The sequence below is a fragment of the Pseudomonas edaphica genome (assembly GCF_005863185.1).
Classification (GTDB): domain Bacteria; phylum Pseudomonadota; class Gammaproteobacteria; order Pseudomonadales; family Pseudomonadaceae; genus Aquipseudomonas; species Aquipseudomonas edaphica.
Map to the genome: position 1 here is coordinate 1 of NZ_VBVZ01000050.1, position 18,306 is coordinate 18,306.

The 18,306-nt window shown below is 60.3% G+C and carries 18 protein-coding genes and 1 pseudogene; 9 read left to right on the plus strand and 10 right to left on the minus strand.

Annotation, left to right across the window (positions count from 1 at the left end; genetic code table 11):
* Positions 1-43 precede the first annotated feature (43 nt).
* Positions 44-334, minus strand: coding sequence for a hypothetical protein (locus FEM54_RS05425; RefSeq protein WP_017136142.1), 291 nt, complete (start codon positions 332-334; stop codon positions 44-46).
* Between the two features lie 58 nt (positions 335-392).
* The gene (locus FEM54_RS05430; protein WP_017136141.1) at positions 393-998 is read right to left on the minus strand and encodes an arylesterase; all 606 of its coding nucleotides are present in this window, start codon (positions 996-998) and stop codon (positions 393-395) included.
* Between the two features lie 10 nt (positions 999-1,008).
* Here FEM54_RS05430 and FEM54_RS05435 point away from each other — a divergent pair, with 10 nt between their 5' ends.
* Together FEM54_RS05435 and FEM54_RS05440 are read left to right on the plus strand one after the other, a co-directional pair.
* Positions 1,009-1,692, plus strand: coding sequence for an ABC transporter ATP-binding protein (locus FEM54_RS05435; protein WP_017136140.1), 684 nt, complete (start codon positions 1,009-1,011; stop codon positions 1,690-1,692).
* Entirely contained in the window at positions 1,692-4,202 is a 2,511-nt protein-coding gene (locus tag FEM54_RS05440) for an ABC transporter permease (RefSeq protein ID WP_099549076.1), read from the plus strand. Before FEM54_RS05435 ends, FEM54_RS05440 begins: the two co-directional genes overlap by 1 nt.
* Positions 4,203-4,246: 44 nt before the next feature.
* On the opposite strand, the gene greB is transcribed toward FEM54_RS05440, so the two are convergent.
* Complete coding sequence (greB, locus tag FEM54_RS05445) at positions 4,247-4,720, minus strand: transcription elongation factor GreB (protein ID WP_056857197.1); 474 nt, start codon at positions 4,718-4,720, stop codon at positions 4,247-4,249.
* 126 nt (positions 4,721-4,846) lie between these two features.
* Positions 4,847-5,905, minus strand: a complete 1,059-nt coding sequence (locus FEM54_RS33860) for a hypothetical protein (RefSeq protein ID WP_171045803.1) — start codon at positions 5,903-5,905, stop codon at positions 4,847-4,849.
* A gap of 238 nt (positions 5,906-6,143) precedes the next feature.
* On the opposite strand from FEM54_RS33860, the gene FEM54_RS05455 reads away from it, so the two are divergent.
* From FEM54_RS05455 to FEM54_RS05465, 3 genes are read left to right on the plus strand one after another with little or no spacing between them, the layout of a single operon-like run.
* Positions 6,144-7,070, plus strand: coding sequence for an ABC transporter ATP-binding protein (locus tag FEM54_RS05455; protein ID WP_099549078.1), 927 nt, complete (start codon positions 6,144-6,146; stop codon positions 7,068-7,070).
* The gene (locus FEM54_RS05460) at positions 7,067-7,792 is read left to right on the plus strand and encodes an ABC-2 transporter permease (protein WP_138449869.1); all 726 of its coding nucleotides are present in this window, start codon (positions 7,067-7,069) and stop codon (positions 7,790-7,792) included. Before FEM54_RS05455 ends, FEM54_RS05460 begins: the two co-directional genes overlap by 4 nt.
* Before the next feature lie 15 nt (positions 7,793-7,807).
* Positions 7,808-9,526, plus strand: a complete 1,719-nt coding sequence (locus tag FEM54_RS05465; RefSeq protein ID WP_138449871.1) for a Gldg family protein — start codon at positions 7,808-7,810, stop codon at positions 9,524-9,526.
* Between the two features lie 7 nt (positions 9,527-9,533).
* On the opposite strand, the gene FEM54_RS05470 is transcribed toward FEM54_RS05465, so the two are convergent.
* From FEM54_RS05470 to FEM54_RS05480, 3 genes are all read right to left on the minus strand, one after another.
* Positions 9,534-9,842, minus strand: coding sequence for a hypothetical protein (locus FEM54_RS05470; RefSeq protein WP_003172695.1), 309 nt, complete (start codon positions 9,840-9,842; stop codon positions 9,534-9,536).
* Between the two features lie 260 nt (positions 9,843-10,102).
* A complete protein-coding gene (locus FEM54_RS05475) occupies positions 10,103-10,537 on the minus strand; it encodes a DoxX family protein (RefSeq protein ID WP_017136132.1) in 435 nt (144 codons plus the stop codon).
* Positions 10,538-10,640: 103 nt separating this feature from the next.
* Entirely contained in the window at positions 10,641-12,062 is a 1,422-nt protein-coding gene (locus FEM54_RS05480; protein WP_138449873.1) for an MltF family protein, read from the minus strand.
* Between the two features lie 236 nt (positions 12,063-12,298).
* Between FEM54_RS05480 and FEM54_RS05485 the strand changes: the two genes are divergently transcribed.
* The 3 genes and pseudogenes from FEM54_RS05485 to FEM54_RS05495 all read left to right on the plus strand — a co-directional run.
* The gene (locus FEM54_RS05485; RefSeq protein ID WP_138449875.1) at positions 12,299-13,120 is read left to right on the plus strand and encodes a TatD family hydrolase; all 822 of its coding nucleotides are present in this window, start codon (positions 12,299-12,301) and stop codon (positions 13,118-13,120) included.
* 210 nt (positions 13,121-13,330) lie between these two features.
* A complete protein-coding gene (locus FEM54_RS05490) occupies positions 13,331-14,812 on the plus strand; it encodes a methyl-accepting chemotaxis protein (protein ID WP_138449876.1) in 1,482 nt (493 codons plus the stop codon).
* A 109-nt stretch (positions 14,813-14,921) separates the two neighbouring features.
* Positions 14,922-15,170: pseudogene (locus FEM54_RS05495) on the plus strand (terminase); the annotation flags it as partial.
* A gap of 6 nt (positions 15,171-15,176) precedes the next feature.
* Here FEM54_RS05495 and FEM54_RS05500 read toward each other — a convergent pair.
* The 3 genes from FEM54_RS05500 to FEM54_RS05510 form a co-directional block, all read right to left on the minus strand.
* Positions 15,177-15,974 (minus strand): acyl-CoA thioesterase, encoded by a 798-nt coding sequence (locus tag FEM54_RS05500; protein WP_138449878.1) that lies wholly within the window; start codon positions 15,972-15,974, stop codon positions 15,177-15,179.
* Between the two features lie 90 nt (positions 15,975-16,064).
* On the minus strand, positions 16,065-16,826 hold the full coding sequence (locus tag FEM54_RS05505) for a CHAD domain-containing protein (RefSeq protein ID WP_099549084.1): 762 nt from the start codon (positions 16,824-16,826) through the stop codon (positions 16,065-16,067).
* A gap of 42 nt (positions 16,827-16,868) precedes the next feature.
* On the minus strand, positions 16,869-17,147 hold the full coding sequence (locus tag FEM54_RS05510) for a hypothetical protein (protein WP_010176194.1): 279 nt from the start codon (positions 17,145-17,147) through the stop codon (positions 16,869-16,871).
* A gap of 237 nt (positions 17,148-17,384) precedes the next feature.
* Here FEM54_RS05510 and FEM54_RS05515 point away from each other — a divergent pair.
* On the plus strand, positions 17,385-18,306 hold a 922-nt coding region (locus FEM54_RS05515), incomplete at its 3' end, for a patatin-like phospholipase family protein (RefSeq protein WP_138449880.1).

Genomic DNA, 18,306 nt, shown 5'->3' on the forward strand with positions numbered 1-18,306 from the left:
TTGTATACGTGAAGCGCGATCCAGGCATCAACCTGCCCCGCTGCTACTCGAAGCGCAGCTCTGGCCAGATCAGCGGCGTGCCACGCTTTTGCGATTCGAGAATTGCCCGGCACAGCGGGCACAGGCGCTGGTCCTGAAAAATCGCACGGTCCACCGATGACCAGCGTGGTTGCGCCGGCAACAAAGTGCCGCACAGCGTGCGGTCGATCGAGCCACCCAGCTCCAATTGACGCGCAACCAGATGCACCCGGACTTCCTGGCAGGCGAACAGATCCAGCTGCTCGTCAGGCTCGATCAGTTGGTAGTTGAACAGGGACCAGGCAGGGCGCGACATCGGGGGCTCCAGATCGGGGGGGCGCCACCTTAGCCGAAAGCCTGCCGGTAGAAAAGCGTCATAGCAGCGGTTTTAGCGTCGGCCAGACATTTTCCAGCAACTTGCCCTGTGCGCCGACTGCCGGGTGAAGCTGATCGGCCTGCATCAACTCGGGATGGCCGCCCACGCCCTCAAGGAAAAACGGCACCAGCGGGATGCTTTTTTCCTTGGCCAAGGTACCGTAGACCTCGGCAAATGCCGTGGTGTATTTAGGGCCATAATTTGGGGGCAACTGCATCCCCAGCAGCAGCACCTTGGCGCCCTTGGCCTTGGACTGGTCAATCATCGACGCAAGATTTTGTTTCAATTGCGCTGGCGGCTGCCCACGCAGGCCATCATTGCCACCCAACTCGAGAATCACCACATCCGGTTTATGCTCTGCAAGCGCCGCCGGCAGCCGCGCCAGGCCTCCGGCACTGGTGTCGCCGCTGATGGAGGCGTTGACCACTTTATCGTCGAAACCTTCGCTCTTGAGCCGTTGTCCCAGCAACGCTACCCACCCTTTGCTGGTATCCAGCCCGAAACCGGCACTGATACTATCGCCAACGATCAGGACTGTACCCGCCGCTGCGTTCTGGGCCATGCACATCAAGGCCAGGCCAGCACTCAAAAACCACATTCGCATCGGATTCTCCATGGGCGCAAGCATTCTCACCGCGCGAAACCTTAGCAAAGTGGTTCCCAGCGCGGAAGGTGAACTGACTATCCTGCACGAACTGAGCCTGGAACTGAACAAGGGCGATAGCCTGGCTATCGTCGGCAGCTCCGGTTCCGGCAAATCCACCCTCCTCGGCCTGCTGGCCGGCCTCGATCTGCCCAGCAGCGGTGAAGTCACGCTGGCCGGGCAAGCCTTGAGCACCCTCGACGAAGACCAGCGCGCACGCATACGCGCCGAGCACGTGGGTTTTGTCTTCCAGTCATTCCAACTGCTCGACAGCCTCAATGCGCTGGAAAACGTCATGCTGCCGCTGGAGCTGGACGGCCGCAAGGACGCCCGCGAGCGCGCCACCCACCTGCTGGAGCGTGTGGGCCTGGGCCAACGCCTGACCCACTCGCCGCGCCAGCTTTCCGGTGGCGAGCAGCAGCGCGTCGCTATCGCCAGGGCCTTCGCCGCCGAACCGGATGTGCTGTTTGCCGATGAACCCACCGGCAACCTCGACAGCCACACCGGCGAGCGCATCAGCGACCTGCTGTTCGAACTCAACAAAGAAAGCGGCACGACCCTGGTGCTGGTCACCCACGACGAGCGCCTGGCCCACCGTTGCCGGCGCCTGATCCGCCTTGAAGCCGGCCTGATGGTCGCGCCCCTGGAGCCTTGATGGCACGTTTGCCGCTGTTGCGCCTGTTCAGCCTTGCCATGCGCCAATTACTGCGCGACGCCCGCGCCGGTGAGTTGCGCGTGTTGTTTTTCGCCCTGCTGGTGGCGGTCACGGCCAGCACCGCCATTGGCTACTTCGGTGCACGCCTGAACGGCGCCATGCTGTTGCGTGCCACCGAATTCCTCGGTGCCGACCTGGTACTCGAAGGCAGCTCGCCGGCCCGCTTCGAGCAAATCAGGTCAGGCACCGAACTGGGCCTGGATCACGCGCGCATTGTTGAGTTCTCCAGCGTTATCGCGACCGATAATGGCATCCAGCTCTCCAGCATCAAGGCGGTCAACGAGCAGTACCCGTTGCGCGGCGAACTCAAAAGCGCCACGCAGCCGTTCGGCGCAGAAACTGCAGGAGGCGGCCCAAAACCCGGCGAAGCCTGGGTGGAAGCACGGCTGCTGACGGCGCTGGACCTCAAAGTCGGCGACAGCATCGACGTGGGCATGAAAACCCTGCGGCTGACGCACATCCTGACCTACGAGCCCGACCGCGCCGGTAACTTCTACAGCCTCACGCCACGGGTGATGATCAACCTTGCCGACCTGGACGCCACCGGCGTGGTGCAACCCGGCAGCCGCGTGAGCTACCGCGAACTGTGGCGTGCGCCCCAGGGCAGCACGGCACTGCAAACCTATCGCGACCTGGTCAAACCGGGCCTTGCCGCCAACCAGCGCTTGCAGGATTCGCGTGACGGCAACCAGCAGATCGGCGGAGCCCTGGGCAAGGCCGAGCGTTACCTGAACATGGCCAGCCTGGTGGCAGTGCTGCTGGCCGGCGTGGCCGTGGCGCTGTCGGCCAACCGCTTCGCCAGCCGCCGTTTCGACGCCAGCGCGCTGCTGCGTTGCCTGGGTTTGTCACGCCGCGAAACAATGCTGCTGTTCAGCCTGCAACTGAGCGTACTGGGCCTGTTAGCCAGCCTCACCGGCGCCGTGCTCGGCTGGTTGGCGCAATTTGGCCTGTTCTATTTCCTGCATGACTTGCTGCCGGCCGACGTGCCGCCCGGCGGGCTGCTGCCAGCAGTGGCGGGCATCGGCACCGGGCTGGTCGCCCTCGCCGGCTTCGCATTGCCGCCCTTGGCAGCGTTGGGCCGGGTGCCGCCGCTGCGGGTATTGCGACGTGACATGCTGCCGATCCCTTCCAGCACCTGGATGGTGTATGGCGCTGCGCTGTTCGCCCTCGGCCTGATCATGTGGCGCCTGAGCCTCGATCTGGTGCTGACCTTCGCATTGCTCGGCGGTGGCGTGATGGCCGCGCTGATCCTTGGCGGCCTGCTGTTGTTGTTACTGCAAAGCCTGCGCCGGCTACTGGCTCGCGCCTCGCTGCCCTGGCGCCTGGGTTTGGGCCAGTTGCTGCGCCATCCCTTGGCCGCAGCCGGCCAGTCCCTGGCGTTTGGCTTGATCCTGTTGTCCATGGGTTTGATCGCCCTGCTGCGCGGCGAATTGCTCGACACCTGGCAAAACCAGCTACCCAAGGACGCCCCCAACTATTTCGCCTTGAACATCCTGCCGGCCGATAAAGACGCCTTTGGCGCCCGCCTGCTGGAGTTGCAAGCACAAGCGGCGCCGCTGTACCCGGTGGTGCCGGGCCGCTTGATCAGCATTAATGGCGCGCCAGTGCAGGAGATTGTCAGCAAAGACTCCAGCGGTGACCGCGCTGTGCAGCGCGACCTGAGCCTGACCTGGGCAGCCGACCTGCCACCGGGCAACCTCCTCACCGCAGGCGCTTGGTGGTCACAGCAACCGGGCGATGGCATCCCAGGGGTGTCGGTAGAAGCCAAGGTCGCTGAAAGCCTGAAGCTGAAGCTCGATGATCACCTGGTGTTCACCGTCGGTGGCGAGAACCGCGAAGCACGGGTGACGAGCCTGCGAACCATCAACTGGGACAACTTCCAGCCCAACTTTTTCATGATTTTCCAGCCGGGCACCTTGAAGGACCTGCCCGCTACTTACCTGACCAGCTTCTATCTGGCGCCGGGGCATGACCAACAGATCGTCGACCTGTCCCGGGCCTTCCCGGCCGTCACTATCCTGCAGGTCGAAGCCTTGCTGGAGCAGTTGCGCAGCATCCTCGCCCAAGTGACCCTGGCGGTGGAGTACGTGTTGCTGTTTGTGCTGGCGGCGGGCATGGCCGTGCTGTTTTCGGGCCTGCAGGCGACTCTGGATGAGCGGATTCGCCAAGGCGCGCTGTTGCGTGCGCTGGGGGCCGAGCGCAAGTTGCTGGTCAAGGCGCGACGGATCGAGTTCGGCTTGCTGGGTGCGGTAAGCGGCTTGCTGGCAGCCCTGGGCACCGAGTTGGTGACCTGGGTGCTGTACCGTTACGCCTTTGACCTGGCGTGGCATCCGCACGCGTGGTTGCTATTGCTGCCAGTGATCGGTGCCGTGCTGATCGGCGGCGCTGGTGTATTCGGTACGCGTCGCGCGTTGAATGCCAGCCCATTGACGGTGTTACGCGAAGGTTGAAAACCAGCGCTGGCCAGCACGCCCGACGGCGTGCCGGCCAGCGTTTACTTCACATACTCGATACCCGTAATCCACCAGCACACCTCGCCGGTTGGCGTCTGCACCATGGCTTCATCGTCGACTTCCTTGCGCAGCAACGCCCGGGCCATCGGGGAGTCGATGGAGATGTAATCCATGCGCTCATAAATTTCGTCATAGCCGACGATCCGAAACCGCTTGGTCTCGCCCTGCTCATTTTCGATATCGACCCAGGCGCCGAAAAACACCTTGCCCTCCTGCTCGGGCATGTACTCCACCACCCGCATGTCTTCCAGGCGCTTGCGCAGGTAACGCACACGCCGATCAATCTCACGCAGCAGTTTCTTGTTGTATTGATAGTCCGCGTTCTCGCTGCGATCACCAAGGGACGCCGCCCAAGTCACCTTGCGGGTGGTATCCGGACGCTTTTCACGCCACAGGTAATCCAGCTCTTTTTTCAGCGCCTCATGACCTTCTTTGGTTATCAGCTTGGTACTCAAACGCGTGCATCCCCAGACAGTGTCCAATGGTGCCGATACGCCAAGGCGTCATGCCCTGGCGCCGGCCGGCTGGGGTTGATGATAAATGAACCCTGAAAAGTAGCCAGACCGTAGAACACATCAGCTTCAAGCCTGGCCGTCCAGGGTTTGATCAAGCTCCAGGAGTACACTCTGCAGGCGCTGGCGTATTCCCGCCACCTGCGACAGCGCCAGCGTCAACTTCTCAGCCTTCTGGCCAACCTCAAGGTTTCGCGCCTGCAACTGCGTTGCTTGTTGCTGCAACTCCTGGCTCCTTTCGTCCAGCTCACCCTGTTCCTGCTCGAGTCGTGCCTGCCACTGCGTTAGCATTTCCTCGCGCTCGTTCACCGCAAGTTGCTGTTGCGACAGCTCTTGGGCGACCTTTGCCAGGCTGGACAACGTGCTGTCTACCTCAACCAACGAGGCATGTTCCATCTTCGGCGCAGGTGGGCGCGGTGCAGGCGCTGCTTGCTCGACCTGAACAGGTGGCGCGCTGAGCTCGACGGGCACTGGCACTGGCTCTGGCGCGGGTTCTGGTTCTGGTTCTGGCTCTGGTTCAGGTTCTGGCGCAGGGGCTATCGCGGCGGGAGCCTCCAATGGCTGAGCCTGGGCCGGCTCTGAAACTGGCGGCTCGACGGGCCTGGCTGGGTTCGTGGCCCTGGGCGGCGAAATCATCTGCGACGAGAAGCGAATCGAAGGCACGATCAACGAAGCACTTTCGATGGCCGGCAGTACGGGTGCCGACATGCCCAGGGTAATGACCTTCATGACCAATGCCTTCTTGATGATCATCGAGTGATGGTCCTCAGGCCTGGCGGGCGGTAACTTGCAGCCTTTCAAATCAATGAAATGAAAAGGCACCGAGGATTCGATAACGGTGCCGTTCTTAGTCCCGGAAGCGGCGGCCACCATCAGGATTTGCTTGAACACTTGCATGGCAACTTGCAGGTCTTCCTTGGACTCGACCCCGCCGAGGAAGTACCGGTCGAGTTTCTTGCGTAGCGCCGCGATGTAGACCCTGGAGTTACCAGGTTCGGTCTCTTCATCCAGGCTATAGACCAAAAAATTGGAATCGGTCTGTGCAACGGCAAACCCACAAAGCAGTGCACCGTTGACCGGCGTGTCCTGACCGCTGCGTTCAAGAACAAGCGTGCGAAGAAGCATCATGATATTCAGGCCTTATTGCGAAAGAGTAAACCTTATATAAGCGCCAGATAAATACCCGGCCATTAACTAACCTCGGAACAACGCAATTGTTTCAGCAAGTTATCCGATTCGGCGTAGGAATTATCTGAGAAGTATGTCCCCTTGTTCCCAAGTCCAATGATTAAACGTATCTTTCTCGGCGCTTACCGTGCATGACGGTACAAGTTCTTACGCCTCGCAAAACTTATTCGGTAAAAAGATGCTCGAGATAAGCAGCCTGACAAAGCGTTTGGGTAAAAGAAACGTCATCACTAATCTCTCGTTCAGCGCTCAACGCCAGGAATGTATCGGCTTGTTCGGGGAGAGTGGCGCAGGCAAAACCACACTGCTGAATGTTATCTCCGGTTTGGCCAGCCCCTCGGCCGGGCATGTCACTGTCGAAGGCTTTGATACCCAGGCTCATCCTCTGCAAGCGCGAAGAGCCCTCGGCTATCAACTCCAGGACGGCCTTAGCCATCAAACGATGTCGGTCAAAGGCGTGCTCAATTTCATTGCCGCCGTACGCGGCTTCAGCGGTGCTGAAAAACGCAGCCGGGTTGATCGAGCAGCCATGCGCCTGGAATTATCACGTGTACTCGATGCACCGATCGATACGCTTTCCGTCGGTTTGAAGCGCAGAGTCGCTATCGCCCAGGCGATCCTGCACACCCCCGGCCTGCTGCTGCTCGATGAACCGATTGAGGGGCTGGCAACGGATCAACTGCTCAAGTTCAAGACCCTGATCCAGTCGCTGACCGAAGACATGACGGTCCTGATCGCCTCCCGGCATTGCGACAACCTGTCGAGCCTTTGCACGCGCGCCTTGGTTATCGCAGCAGGGCACCTTGTGGCAGACACCCCGCTGCCCGATTTGCAGCGCAACTCCCGGCATTACCGAGCTGTCACGCTGGCCGCAGAAACACCCCTGGATTTACTCGCCCTTGCCGTATTACCCGGCGTGGCAGGTATAGAAGAGGACCGGCATGCGCCCGGCACCGTAACGGTTCTGGCGATGCCCGGGCACGCCATCTACCCCCATATCAACGCACTTATCGCCAGCCGCGGCTGGAACATAACGTCACTGAATCTGGAGCCAGGTCGCCTGAACGAAGTCGTTCAGCATCTGAGCCACGAGGTCACTCTTTGAAACTGCTGCCTGTCATTTTCAAGCGCCAACTGGCCAGTTATGCCTGTACACCCAGCACGTACCTCGGTATTGCCGCGTTTCTAGTGTTGTGCGCCACCTTGGGGTTGTACACAAGCAAATGGCTGGAACAGGAAAGCGGCGACCTGCAGGGTTTTTTCCAATTGCACCCTTGGCTCTACCTGCTTCTGATTCCCATGTTGTCGACGCAATTATGGTCGGACGAACACCACGCCGGCATGCGCGACATGATGAAAACCCTGCCCATCACCAGCGCAGAGCGGGTCATCGGAAAGTTTCTGGCTGCGTGGGTCGTGTGCGCAATCGCATTGCTGCTTACTTTCCCACTGGTAATCCTCGCCAACTACCTCGGCACCGCCGACAACCGTGTTATCGCTTCACAGTTTCTAGCCAGTTGGTTGCTGGCCGGCGCTTATCTTTCTGTCGGATGCTTTACGTCTACCCTGACCCACCAACGTTTGGCTGTCTTCCTGATAACGGTGGTGATGTTACTGGCCGCCAGCGGACTTTCATCGGTTCTCGACGCACTTGAGCATCAGGCGCCGATCTGGGTCGTAGACAGCCTGGTCTCGATTAACCCGATTTCACGTTTCGGGGCTATCGACAACGGCAAACTGACGCTGCATGACGGCTTGTACTACATCAGCATGATCCTTGCCTTTCTCTCGGCATCCACCGTCACGCTCAACTACAAAACCAGTTGAGAAGGAAAGCAAACGATGCGTTCTACTCTGAGTACGGGTATGACATTGGTGGTCATATTGCTGCTTTTCCTTGCATTCAATCTCGCGTGGGTCGGCAAACTACCGAATATCCGCTGGGACTTCTCACAGCAGAAAATCCACACGTTATCGCCCCCTGCGCGACAACTGCTTGCCTCTCTGGAACACCCACTGGATTTGTATTACTTCAACTCAAGTAATGACCCAAGAAGAAGCCAGGCAATAAACCGCTTCGGCGAACGAGTGGAAGATTTACTCAAAGAGTTCGAAAAAGCGTCAGCAACCATGATTAACCTACATGTTATAGATCCTACTCCTTATTCAGAGGATGCCTACAAGGCCGGCCTGTTCGGATTGGATGACAAGCAAGGCTTTCTTGGCCTCATCGGCACCCGCCCAGGCCAGCCCGCGCAACGTATCAATGTACTGCGCCTGGATGACGAGCCCTTGCTTGAGTACGAAATCAGCCATCTGATCCACCAACTGATGCACCCCGAGCCCCCCACCGTCGGCGTATTGACGGGGTTGGCATTGAACGCGTCCGGTGAACAGTTGCTGGCACAGATGCATCAGCATTTTGATCTGACAGGCCTGGCATCAAGCACTCCGACAGTGCCCGAATCGATCAAAACCCTGATGGTTGTGCACCCGCGCGCCCTGCCGGAACAAACCCTGTATGCGATTGACCAGTTTGTATTGAGGGGCGGCAAACTGATGCTCTTTATTGACCCGGTGAGCGAGGCCGAGACAAACGCCAAACCCGTCGACACAAGGCTGGACGGGCTACTGGCGGCTTGGGGCATACAGATGCCGGCGGACAAACTGCTGGTCGATCACGCATTTGGTTCAGGTGCGCCAGCAGTACTGCACCCGGCCAAGCTGAACCTGCCACGGCAAGCAATGGCGGCCAACGATGTGAGTGCCTGGAAATTGGATACAGTCATCGTATCAAGCAGCGGTGCGCTGTCGCGCGTGAGGAAAAGCCGCACCACACTCACGCCTCTGTTACAAAGCTCCAGGCGCTCCACCCTGCTGGACGCAGGCCGCTTTGCAGCAACGTCTGCAGACGACTTACTGGCTGAAAGGATACCGGCTGCCACGCAACCCCACGTGATCGCGGCGCGCCTCGAAGGCCCCGCCTACTCGGCCTTTCCAGACGGCATTGACGGGCAGCCTGCAGGCTTGCAAAAGGCCGCACAGATCGAGGTGGTGGTGGTCGCGGACACCGATTTACTGATGGACGCTGTGATCAACTCTGCGCCCAACAACAACGTGATGTTTGTCTTGAACACCTTGGATAACCTTGCGGCTCCCGACGTGCTCGCAAGCATTCAACCCCGTGCAAGCAGCCAGTCCACCCACGCACTGGAGCAACTGCGCGAGGCGGCCGAACAGGCTTATGCACAAAAGGCCGGGGAACTGCAAAAACGGCTGGAGCAAACCGAGCAAGAATGGCAACGCCTGAACCCACCGAGTATTGGCTTCGGCACCCGTGCAGTGGACACCAATATCCAGTTGCAGGCGCTCAACAAGGAACGCCTGCGGCTGCCCATGGAGTTGCAGGCACTCAAGGTCCAGGCGTATGCATCGGTGCATCGAACAGAACGCAACCTCAAGCTGCTGATGATTGGCGCAGTACCGCTGCCGTTATGCCTGATCGCCTGTGCAGTGTTCCTCTACCACCGGCGTCGTCGATCGGCGGCTGTCGTTCACTGATCAGCCGTCAACGACGCGCAATCAGCCCTTGCCGGGCGATGCGCGTCAGTTGGCGGATCACTTCCTCGGCATCGCCCGCGCTGGGTGCCTGGATAACGGCAAGATCAAAGCTGTTGCTGGCAAAACGCGCCAGGGAGTCGCCATCTTCCACAAACTGGATCAGAAACGCTGAAGGGCGCCCGGTGCGGCGCGGCCATCCGTCGAGGTAACGCAGCAAGGTCGGCTGATGCTTGCCACCCAAGAGGATTTTGGGGTTGCGTTGAGTCAGGTCCGCGGTGATCGGAGCCAGGCGTATGAGGGGGCGTGGTGCATTCATCGTGTCGTGTCTCTGCCTCAAAAGTCTGCGGGCAGGTGAGAGGCAACACCGAACCAGCGCTTTAGCGGTATTTCGAAACCTGACTCTTGATGAGTGCATGCTTCTGTCGGGCTGCATTGAGTCCCAGTGGCGCCCCGCAATTAGCTGTTTAAATCGGCGCATGAGCAGCATCCTAGAGAAGCCGGTGGGGCGATGTCAAGAATCCCGAGCAATGAAAAAGCCCGCTCATGGCGGGCTTTTTCAGCAGGTAACGCGGGTCATCAGTGGGCAATGGCGCGGTCGACCGAAAGTTTGCCAGCACCTTCGAAGAGTACCGCCAACGCACCACCGAGCAAGGCCAAGGCGAACTCATAACCGTTGTTGGCCATGAACAAGCCGTTATGGATATGCACCGAGAAGATTGCCACCAGCGACAGGAAGGTCAGGCCCAAAGCCGCTGGGCGCGCCAGCAAGCCGATGATCAAGGCCAGGCCAGCAAAGAACTCAGTACCGCCGGACAACACCGCCATCAGCGTGCCTGGGGTCAGGCCGAGGCTTTCCATGTATTGCGCAGTACCGGCCAAGCCGCCGCCGCCAAACCAGCCAAAGAGCTTTTGCGAACCGTGAGCGGCGAAAACGATGCCGACAAAAATTCGCAGGATGGTCAGGCCGTAACCGGCGCGAGTGGACAGAATGCGAGTGATCAGTGGGCTCATGGAGAGAATCCTTTTCAAAGTAGGGGTTGGTTGGCCGCTATATTAATCGGATCAGACAATGATAAAAGCGCAAAAATCGCCTAATACTTATCGATAAAACCGATTATTTTCGTGAGGCAATTTTCGGCGCCGACGGCTCCAGGGATTCACGCTCCCGATCAAACGCCAAGTAATACTTGTTCACGCTATTAACATAGCTGACGCCGCCCATTCCCACCTGTTCCATGGCAATACGCTCGACCTGGAAGAACCACTGATTGGGGTTCAAGCCCCGCCGGCGAGCCTCTGCACGCATACCCTGGACCCGCTCCGGCCCCATGTTATAAGCCGCCAGCACAAAGGCCATGCGCTCGCGCTCGTTGAGCTTGGGGCTGGCGAAGAACTTGCGGCGGATCATCGCCAGGTAGCGCGCACCGGCCTGCACGTTGCTGTCCAGGCTCTCGATATTGTTCACCCCCACCCGCTGGGCCGCCGATGGCGTGATTTGCATCAGGCCGGTAGGCCCGCCGCTGTTGCGCGCGCCAGGGTCGAGTGCGGATTCCTTGAACGCCAGCGCGGCCAGGTTCAGCCAGTCCATGCCCTGCTCACGGGCGTGCTTTTGCAGCACCGGACGCAGTTTCTCCAGGCGCTGGCGGTCGGCGCGGGCCAGCGGGTTGCGCACTTGGTAGAGACGTCGATAGATCCGCTGGAACACCACGTCCTGGTCGGACGGCGTGTGGTAAGTCTTGAGGAAGCGATCGATACTGGCCCGCAGCATCGAGGCATCCTGGCGCACAAACCAGTATTCGTCGCCCGGCTCGCTGATCACCACCTGCCGATCAAAACGCAGTTTGGGCAGGATTTTCGACCAGCGTTCGGCAATCGGTTTTTCAACGATGGTGAGGTGGAAGATCCCGGCCTGGACCATCTCCAACACATCCTCCACGGCCAGCGTCGGGTCAACCCACTCCACCTTTACCGGCGGGCGCTTGTGCAGCGCCAGTTGCTGGTTGACCTGATTGATCGCGTCCGCCGCCGCACTGCCGGTGGTCAACGCCAGGGTGCGCCCGGACAATTGCTCCAGCTTGGTAAACCGCCGCTCACCCTTCACGCCCACCAGCCATAGCGGCACACCACTGGCAATCGGGTCGCTGGTGCTGATTTTGTGCGCGGCCTTCACATCGAGTAATTCACCCGGCGCCACCAAGTCGCCTTCGCCACGGGCCAACGCGCCGAGCAATTGGTCCTTGGCCTTGGGAATAATCTTGAGGTTGATTGCTTCTCCATCCCGGGCATGGCCGTTCAGGTATTGCTCGAAGGCTCGCAGACGATGGTATTCGACCCCGATGGCCTGGCCCTGGACCTCACCGGAACTGTTACGGCTCTGGTTGACCAGCACACGCAGGGTGCGGCTGGAACGGATCTGCGCCAAATCACGAACCTTGCCGGGCTTGGTCACTTCCAGCGGCCCGTCCAGACGTGCGACCGCCGCCATGGGCAGCAGTAACGTCAGGCACAACATAAGCAACGCCGAGGGTCGGATCATCCGCTCTCCGGAAAGAATACTGGCCAGCCATCTCGTGAAAGACGAGAAGCTGGAGGTCAGAAACAGAGCGCTTCAAGCGCTGGCAAGGCACGCAACGGTGGCGTCGGGGCAGGCGATGGGCCCGCCACAATGTCACTTGCGACGTTCAAAGACAGCTATAACGCGTTGTAGTTCTTAGTTTTTCTTATAAATCTACAGCTCTGATATGCTTTCCGGCCGCAGGCGGAGCTAGCACCATGCAACTCATTGATATCGGCGTCAACCTGACCAACCCCAGTTTCGACGAGAGGCACCAGGCCGTTCTCGACCGTGCCTACGCCGCCGGCGTGCAACAATTGGTGCTCACCGGTACCAGCGTCGAAGGCAGCGAGCAAGCCCTGGAACTGTGCGTAAACCTCGATGACAGCGGCCAACGCCTGTTCAGCACCGCCGGCATCCACCCGCACTCGGCCAGTGACTGGAACGGCGACAGCGCCCAACGTTTGCGCGGGTTGCTCAACGAAAGCCGCGTGCGTGCGGTGGGCGAATGCGGGCTGGACTTCAACCGCGACTTTTCCCCGCGTCCGCAGCAGGAAAAAGTCCTTGAAGAGCACCTGGCACTGGCGGTTGAGCTGAAACTGCCGGTGTTTCTGCACGAACGTGACGCCAACCAGCGCCTGCTGGAGATCCTCAAGGATTACCGCGACCACCTCAGCGCCGCCGTGGTGCATTGCTTTACCGGCGAACAACAGGCGCTGTTCAGCTACCTCGACCTCGACTTGCATATCGGCATCACCGGCTGGATCTGCGACGAGCGCCGTGGCACACACCTGCATCCGCTGGTCAAAGAAATTCCCCGTGGCCGCCTGATGCTGGAAAGCGATGCGCCGTACTTGCTACCGCGCACCCTGCGGCCGAAACCGAAAAATGGCCGCAATGAACCGGCTTATTTGCCCGAAGTGCTGCGTGAAGTGGCACTGCATCGCAATGAAACGACGGAAGACCTGGCCGAGCACAGCACCGCCTGCTCCCGTGCGTTTTTTGGGCTGCCCTCGGTGGCAACGCAGGGTTCGACGTGAGCTCAGAAGCCATACCCGATTAAATGTGGGAGCTGGCTTGCCTGCGATGCAGGCACCTTGGTATGTCAGGTGTACCGAGTTGATGCCATCGCAGGCAAGCCAGCTCACACATGATGCGGCGCATTGACCCATGTCAAAAACGCTTTCCTGAGTAGCGGCACAATAATGGCACCTTGCCAATGCTGTTTCCGCTATCAGAGAAAACCTTCCATGGGTGCCTGGCTTAGCAATATCTCGCTGAAGTACAAATTCTGGGCCGTGAATGCGGTCGCTTTCATCACCACCTTACTGCTGGTGCTCTACGCCGTGCAGCTCGAGCAACAGGCCCGCAGCGATGCATCTCGGGCCTCGGCACAGGCCCAGGCGCGATTACTCGGTGCCTGGCCGGCCAACACCCCATTACCCAAAGATGAACATTGGCTGACCTTTGCCCGCGGCCAAATCCCATCGTTGGCTGATCAGGATCTGTCCGCCTTGAGCACCGCCAGCGGTTGGGTCGAACTCAATCACATGCCCTTGCTCGGGGAAAACCCACTGATCGGTGCCGACGTCGTCACACGGGCCGATGGCCAACAGATCGCCGTGTTGGCCTATGGCCGCAGCCTCAGCCAGGTCTTCAGCGAACGCTTCGCCAACTACGCCGTGGCCGTGTTGATCCTCATGCTGGCGATGCTCGGTGCCTCGCAGTTGTTGATCCGCTTCCTGCTCAGCCAACTCAACACCCTCAAGGACGTAATGCTGCACGTGGAGAAGACCGGCGACCTGTCGGCCCGCGTGCCCCTGGCCTGCACGGACGAGGTGGGCCAGATGGCCAGCGCCTTCAACGCCATGCAGGCCGGCTATCAGCGCGTGGTGAGTACCGTGGCGCGCACCGCCCAGCAACTCGATGACGGCGCCGCGCGCCTGGCCAGCAGCATGAACGAGGTACAGCACGGCATGCTCGGCCAGCAAAGCGAAACCGACCAGGCGGCTACCGCCATCAATGAGATGACCGCCACCGTCTACCATATCGCTCAACATGCCGGCGCTACCCGCGACCTGTCCCAGACCGCCGACACCCTCGCCGGCAGCGGCCAGGAAGTGGTCACCCGGGTACAGCGCTCTATCGCCGGCCTGTCCACCGGCGTGCAGCAGACGGCTGAAATGATCCAGAAACTCGCCGAAGACAGTCAGAAAATCAACGGTGTGGTCGGCGTGATCCACAGCATTGCCGAACAGACCAACCTGCTCGCCCTCAACGCCGCCATCGAAGCCGCCCGCGCCGGCGAAATGGGCCGTGGTTTTGCCGTGGTCGCCGACGAAGTACGCAACCTGGCCAAGCGCGTGCAAAGCTCCACCGATGAAATCACCCGCATGGTGTCGGCGCTGCAAGCCGGCACCCGCGACGCGGTGGACTTCATGCAGGAAAGCTCGTTCAAGGCCGACGACTGTGTGCAACAAGCCCAGGATGCCGGTGCCGCACTGGCCGAAATCACCAGTGCTGTGGCCCAGATGCGCGAAAGCAACACCCAGATTGCCGTGGCCGCCGAACAGCAGAGCCATGTGGCCGAAGAGATGAACCGCGCGGTGGTGAGCATTCGCGATGTGACCGAGAACACCGTGCAGCAGACGGTGGAGTCGGCCACCACCAGCAATCAGCTGGCGACCTTGGCCGGGGAGTTGAGCAAGGCGATCGGGCAATTGAAGCTATAAGCCAAACAAGGCTGGCTATGGCCTCCATAGCGAGCCTTGATTCGCCGTCCCAGGTGCCTGCGACCTAAACTTTGTCCATGTTGTTTCAACGGACAGAGGATTGATCATCATGGGCAAACGTCACCCCAACTTCCCCGCCTGGCAATGGCGCACTCAGCCACAGGCTCACCAGCACCCCACCAACTTGGGCCTGCAACTGATTGCCGTGCCTTTGCTGATCATTGGTTTTCTGTTGATGGTGTCTGGCGTATTCAGCTTCAGCCTGGCCAGTTTTGCCATCGGCGTCGTCGGCGTGTTGGCGGGCCTAGCACTGCAACGCCACGGCCGCACGCTGGAAGCCCAGGGCAGCCAGCACTTCTGAGGCTCAGGCGAAGACCACCACGGTCTGGCGGCTGATGGCGATCAACTCGCCGCTCGGGCTCCACAGCGCGGCAGCGGCATGGCCGTAGCCGTCGCGGGCGTGCTCGATATTGACGTAGTACTGGCACCAGTCGAGGGTGGTCAGGCTTTGCAGCGGCTGGATGAACTCGATGGTCCAGGTCAAGGTGCTGCCCGGCGCGGGCTTGGTCAGGTGCGGCAGCAAGGCCGGTGGCCAGGCGTCGACCAGAGCAAGAATATGCGACTCGGTCAGCGGCTCTTCCTTCACGTCCCCACGCAAACGCACCCAACCGCCCATGTCGCGGGATTTATTACCGGTAAACGGCAGGCCGCCGACACTCCAGCGCATCGCCAAGTGACGCATGAATTCGGGGGTAACGCCCTTGATATAGGGCAGTTCCTGGCACTCATCCCAGTGTTTGAACACCGGCGGCGCTTCGCTCGACACATCAATTACCGACTCACGGGCCGCGCCAAAGCTGGCTTGTACCAAGGTCGCCACTTCGCCGTTCTGCACCACGCGGCCGAGCAACTGGCTGACCGCCTTGCCTTCGCGCAGCACTTCGACTTGATAACTGGCGGGCACATCCGGCGCTACCGGGCCGACAAAGGTGATGGCCAGCGAACGCAAAGGCCGATCCGCCGGCACTTGGGCGCGCAAGGCTTCGTATTGCAAGGCAGCCACCAGGCCACCAAAGGTTGCGCGGCCCTGCGCCCACTCGGCAGGGATGGTCACTTCCAGCGGGTTGTTACGGGCGGCATCGAGCAAATCACAAAAGCGCATGGCAACCTCACATCCAGAAAACCGATGTCGGGATCTTAACCAGCAGGTTGAGCAGGCACAGCGCCTATTCCGGCCAAAAGCCGGACCGGTTTAGAAACAATCCGCGCTGAGCTTGTCCAGCACCCGATCCGCCTGGCCTTCAGCCTTGGCCATGGTGCGCTGCCAAACCGCAACACACGGCTGCAGGTCGGGTTGATGTTCAGCCTGGGCCAGCCATTGCCAGCAATCGTGCCAATCGCCCAGGGCGCCTTGCGCTTGCTTGAGGCGTTGCATCGCCTTGGCCGGCAGTTTGTCCAGTTCGGGGTAGGCTTCGGCCGCGTAGCGCACGCGCTTGATCAGCAGGCGCAGACGGTGGCGGTCATGATCCGGGTCTTTGAGGGCGTCATCGAGTTTCTGCGACTGCTTGGCCAGACGCTTCTCGATGCGCGGGCGCAGGCCTTTGAGCAGTCTCTGGTGTTGGGAGGCGCGGATAAACCGCGGGAAGGCATCCAGGATCAGCAGCAAATGCGCGAGTTCCGGGCTTTGCGCCACCTGGCGGTAAGCATCGGCCTGCAAACGCAGGCGCCGGTCGGCCGCCGCGTGATGGCCGTGCTGCTGCAAATACGCCGCCAGAACCTCACGGTCACGCAACGGCGTGGTCAATTGGCCGACCGTGCTGGCGGCCAATTCCAGCTGCTCGACACCTGGTAGCCCACGCAAGGGGCGCAACAAACTGCGCAGGCGCCGCACGGTGGTGCGCAGGTCATGCAAGGCTTCATCGTCGGTAACGGCGGCGAGGCGAGCCTGGCAGCTCAGTAACCCTACTTCCAGGCCAATGACCTGAGCGACTAACTGATCAACCAGCGCTGACATCCCTTCCCCCTTAACGATGAAACCCTAGTCGCCGCTTACCGATCAACGCCCGGCGCGGGACTCACGAATGTAGAAGCGCGCTTTCTCGGCCTTGTTGGAACAGCCTTCAAACGCTTCGAATTGCTGCTGGGTCTTGGCGCCGGTTAACAGCGACAAAGCCTTAGAGTAGCTCACGGTGCCGGCAAAGCCTTCGGCCTTGGCCAAATCCAACTCGTGCCAGGCCGCATCCAATTGCGTGCCACAGCTGTCGCGGTATGCGGTTTTGCCGGCACAACCGGCCAGGGCCAACACGATCACAGGCACACACATCCAGGCTTTCATCAATGACACCTCAAATATAGAAAAACAGTCGTAGGCTGTAGACGTTGCCTCCAAGGAAAAGTGCCTTGGGGGCCGCCTGAAATCAGAAGTGTCCATTCAAAAGTGCTTTCAGCAGTGCCTGCTCAGAAATGCCTACCGCCAGAGCATACCCGAGCGTAATGGCTATTCTGGAAAAATATTTTGATGCCCTCGGCCGGTAAGCGCATTGTGGGCCACTGTTTTGCGAAGGATCAGCTCATGAAAAAACGTGTTGCCTTGGTGCTCGGCTCCGGCGGCGCCCGCGGTTACGCCCACATCGGCGTGATCGAGGAAATCGAACGGCGCGGCTACGACATCGCCTGTATCGCCGGCTGCTCCATGGGCGCCGTGGTCGGCGGGATCTACGCCGCCGGCAAGCTCGACGAATACCGCAACTGGATCGAGAGCCTCGACTACCTGGACGTGCTGCGCCTGGTGGACGTGAGCTTTCGACTGGGGGCGATTCGTGGCGAAAAAGTCTTCGGGCAAATCCGCAAGATTGTCGGCGAGATCAATATCGAAGAACTGCGGATTCCCTACACCGCCGTGGCCACCGACCTGACCAACCAACAGGAAATCTGGTTCCAGGAAGGCTGCCTGCACCAGGCCATGCGCGCTTCGGCGGCGATTCCCAGCCTGTTCACGCCGGTGATGCAAGGCAACCGCATGCTGGTGGACGGCGGCCTGCTCAACCCGCTGCCGATCGTGCCGGTGGTGTCGAGCCATTGCGACTTGATCATCGCAGTCAACCTCAACGCCACCAACCAGAAGCACTACCACCTGCCAGTGATCCAGCGCCCGCCGGCGTTCAAGAGCCGCTTCAACAGCTTGGCCAAATCACTGGGTTCGCACCTGCCGTTTCGGCGCAAACAGGCCGAGCAACTGATGAAGCTGGAACAGGAAGCCTTGCAGTCCCAGGCCGCCGAAATCAACCCGTGGCTGGAGTCGGCCGAACCCGAGGCCCAACAACCTGCGGCCGCCCCGGAAAAACAAGGCGCACCGAAGTCCGCGACCGGCTCGTTTATTATCGATAACGTCGGGCCGGCGTCACTGCTGGACCTGATCAATCAGAGCTTCGAAGTGATGCAGACCTCGTTGGCGCAGTACAAGATTGCCGGTTACCCGCCGGACGTGCGGATCA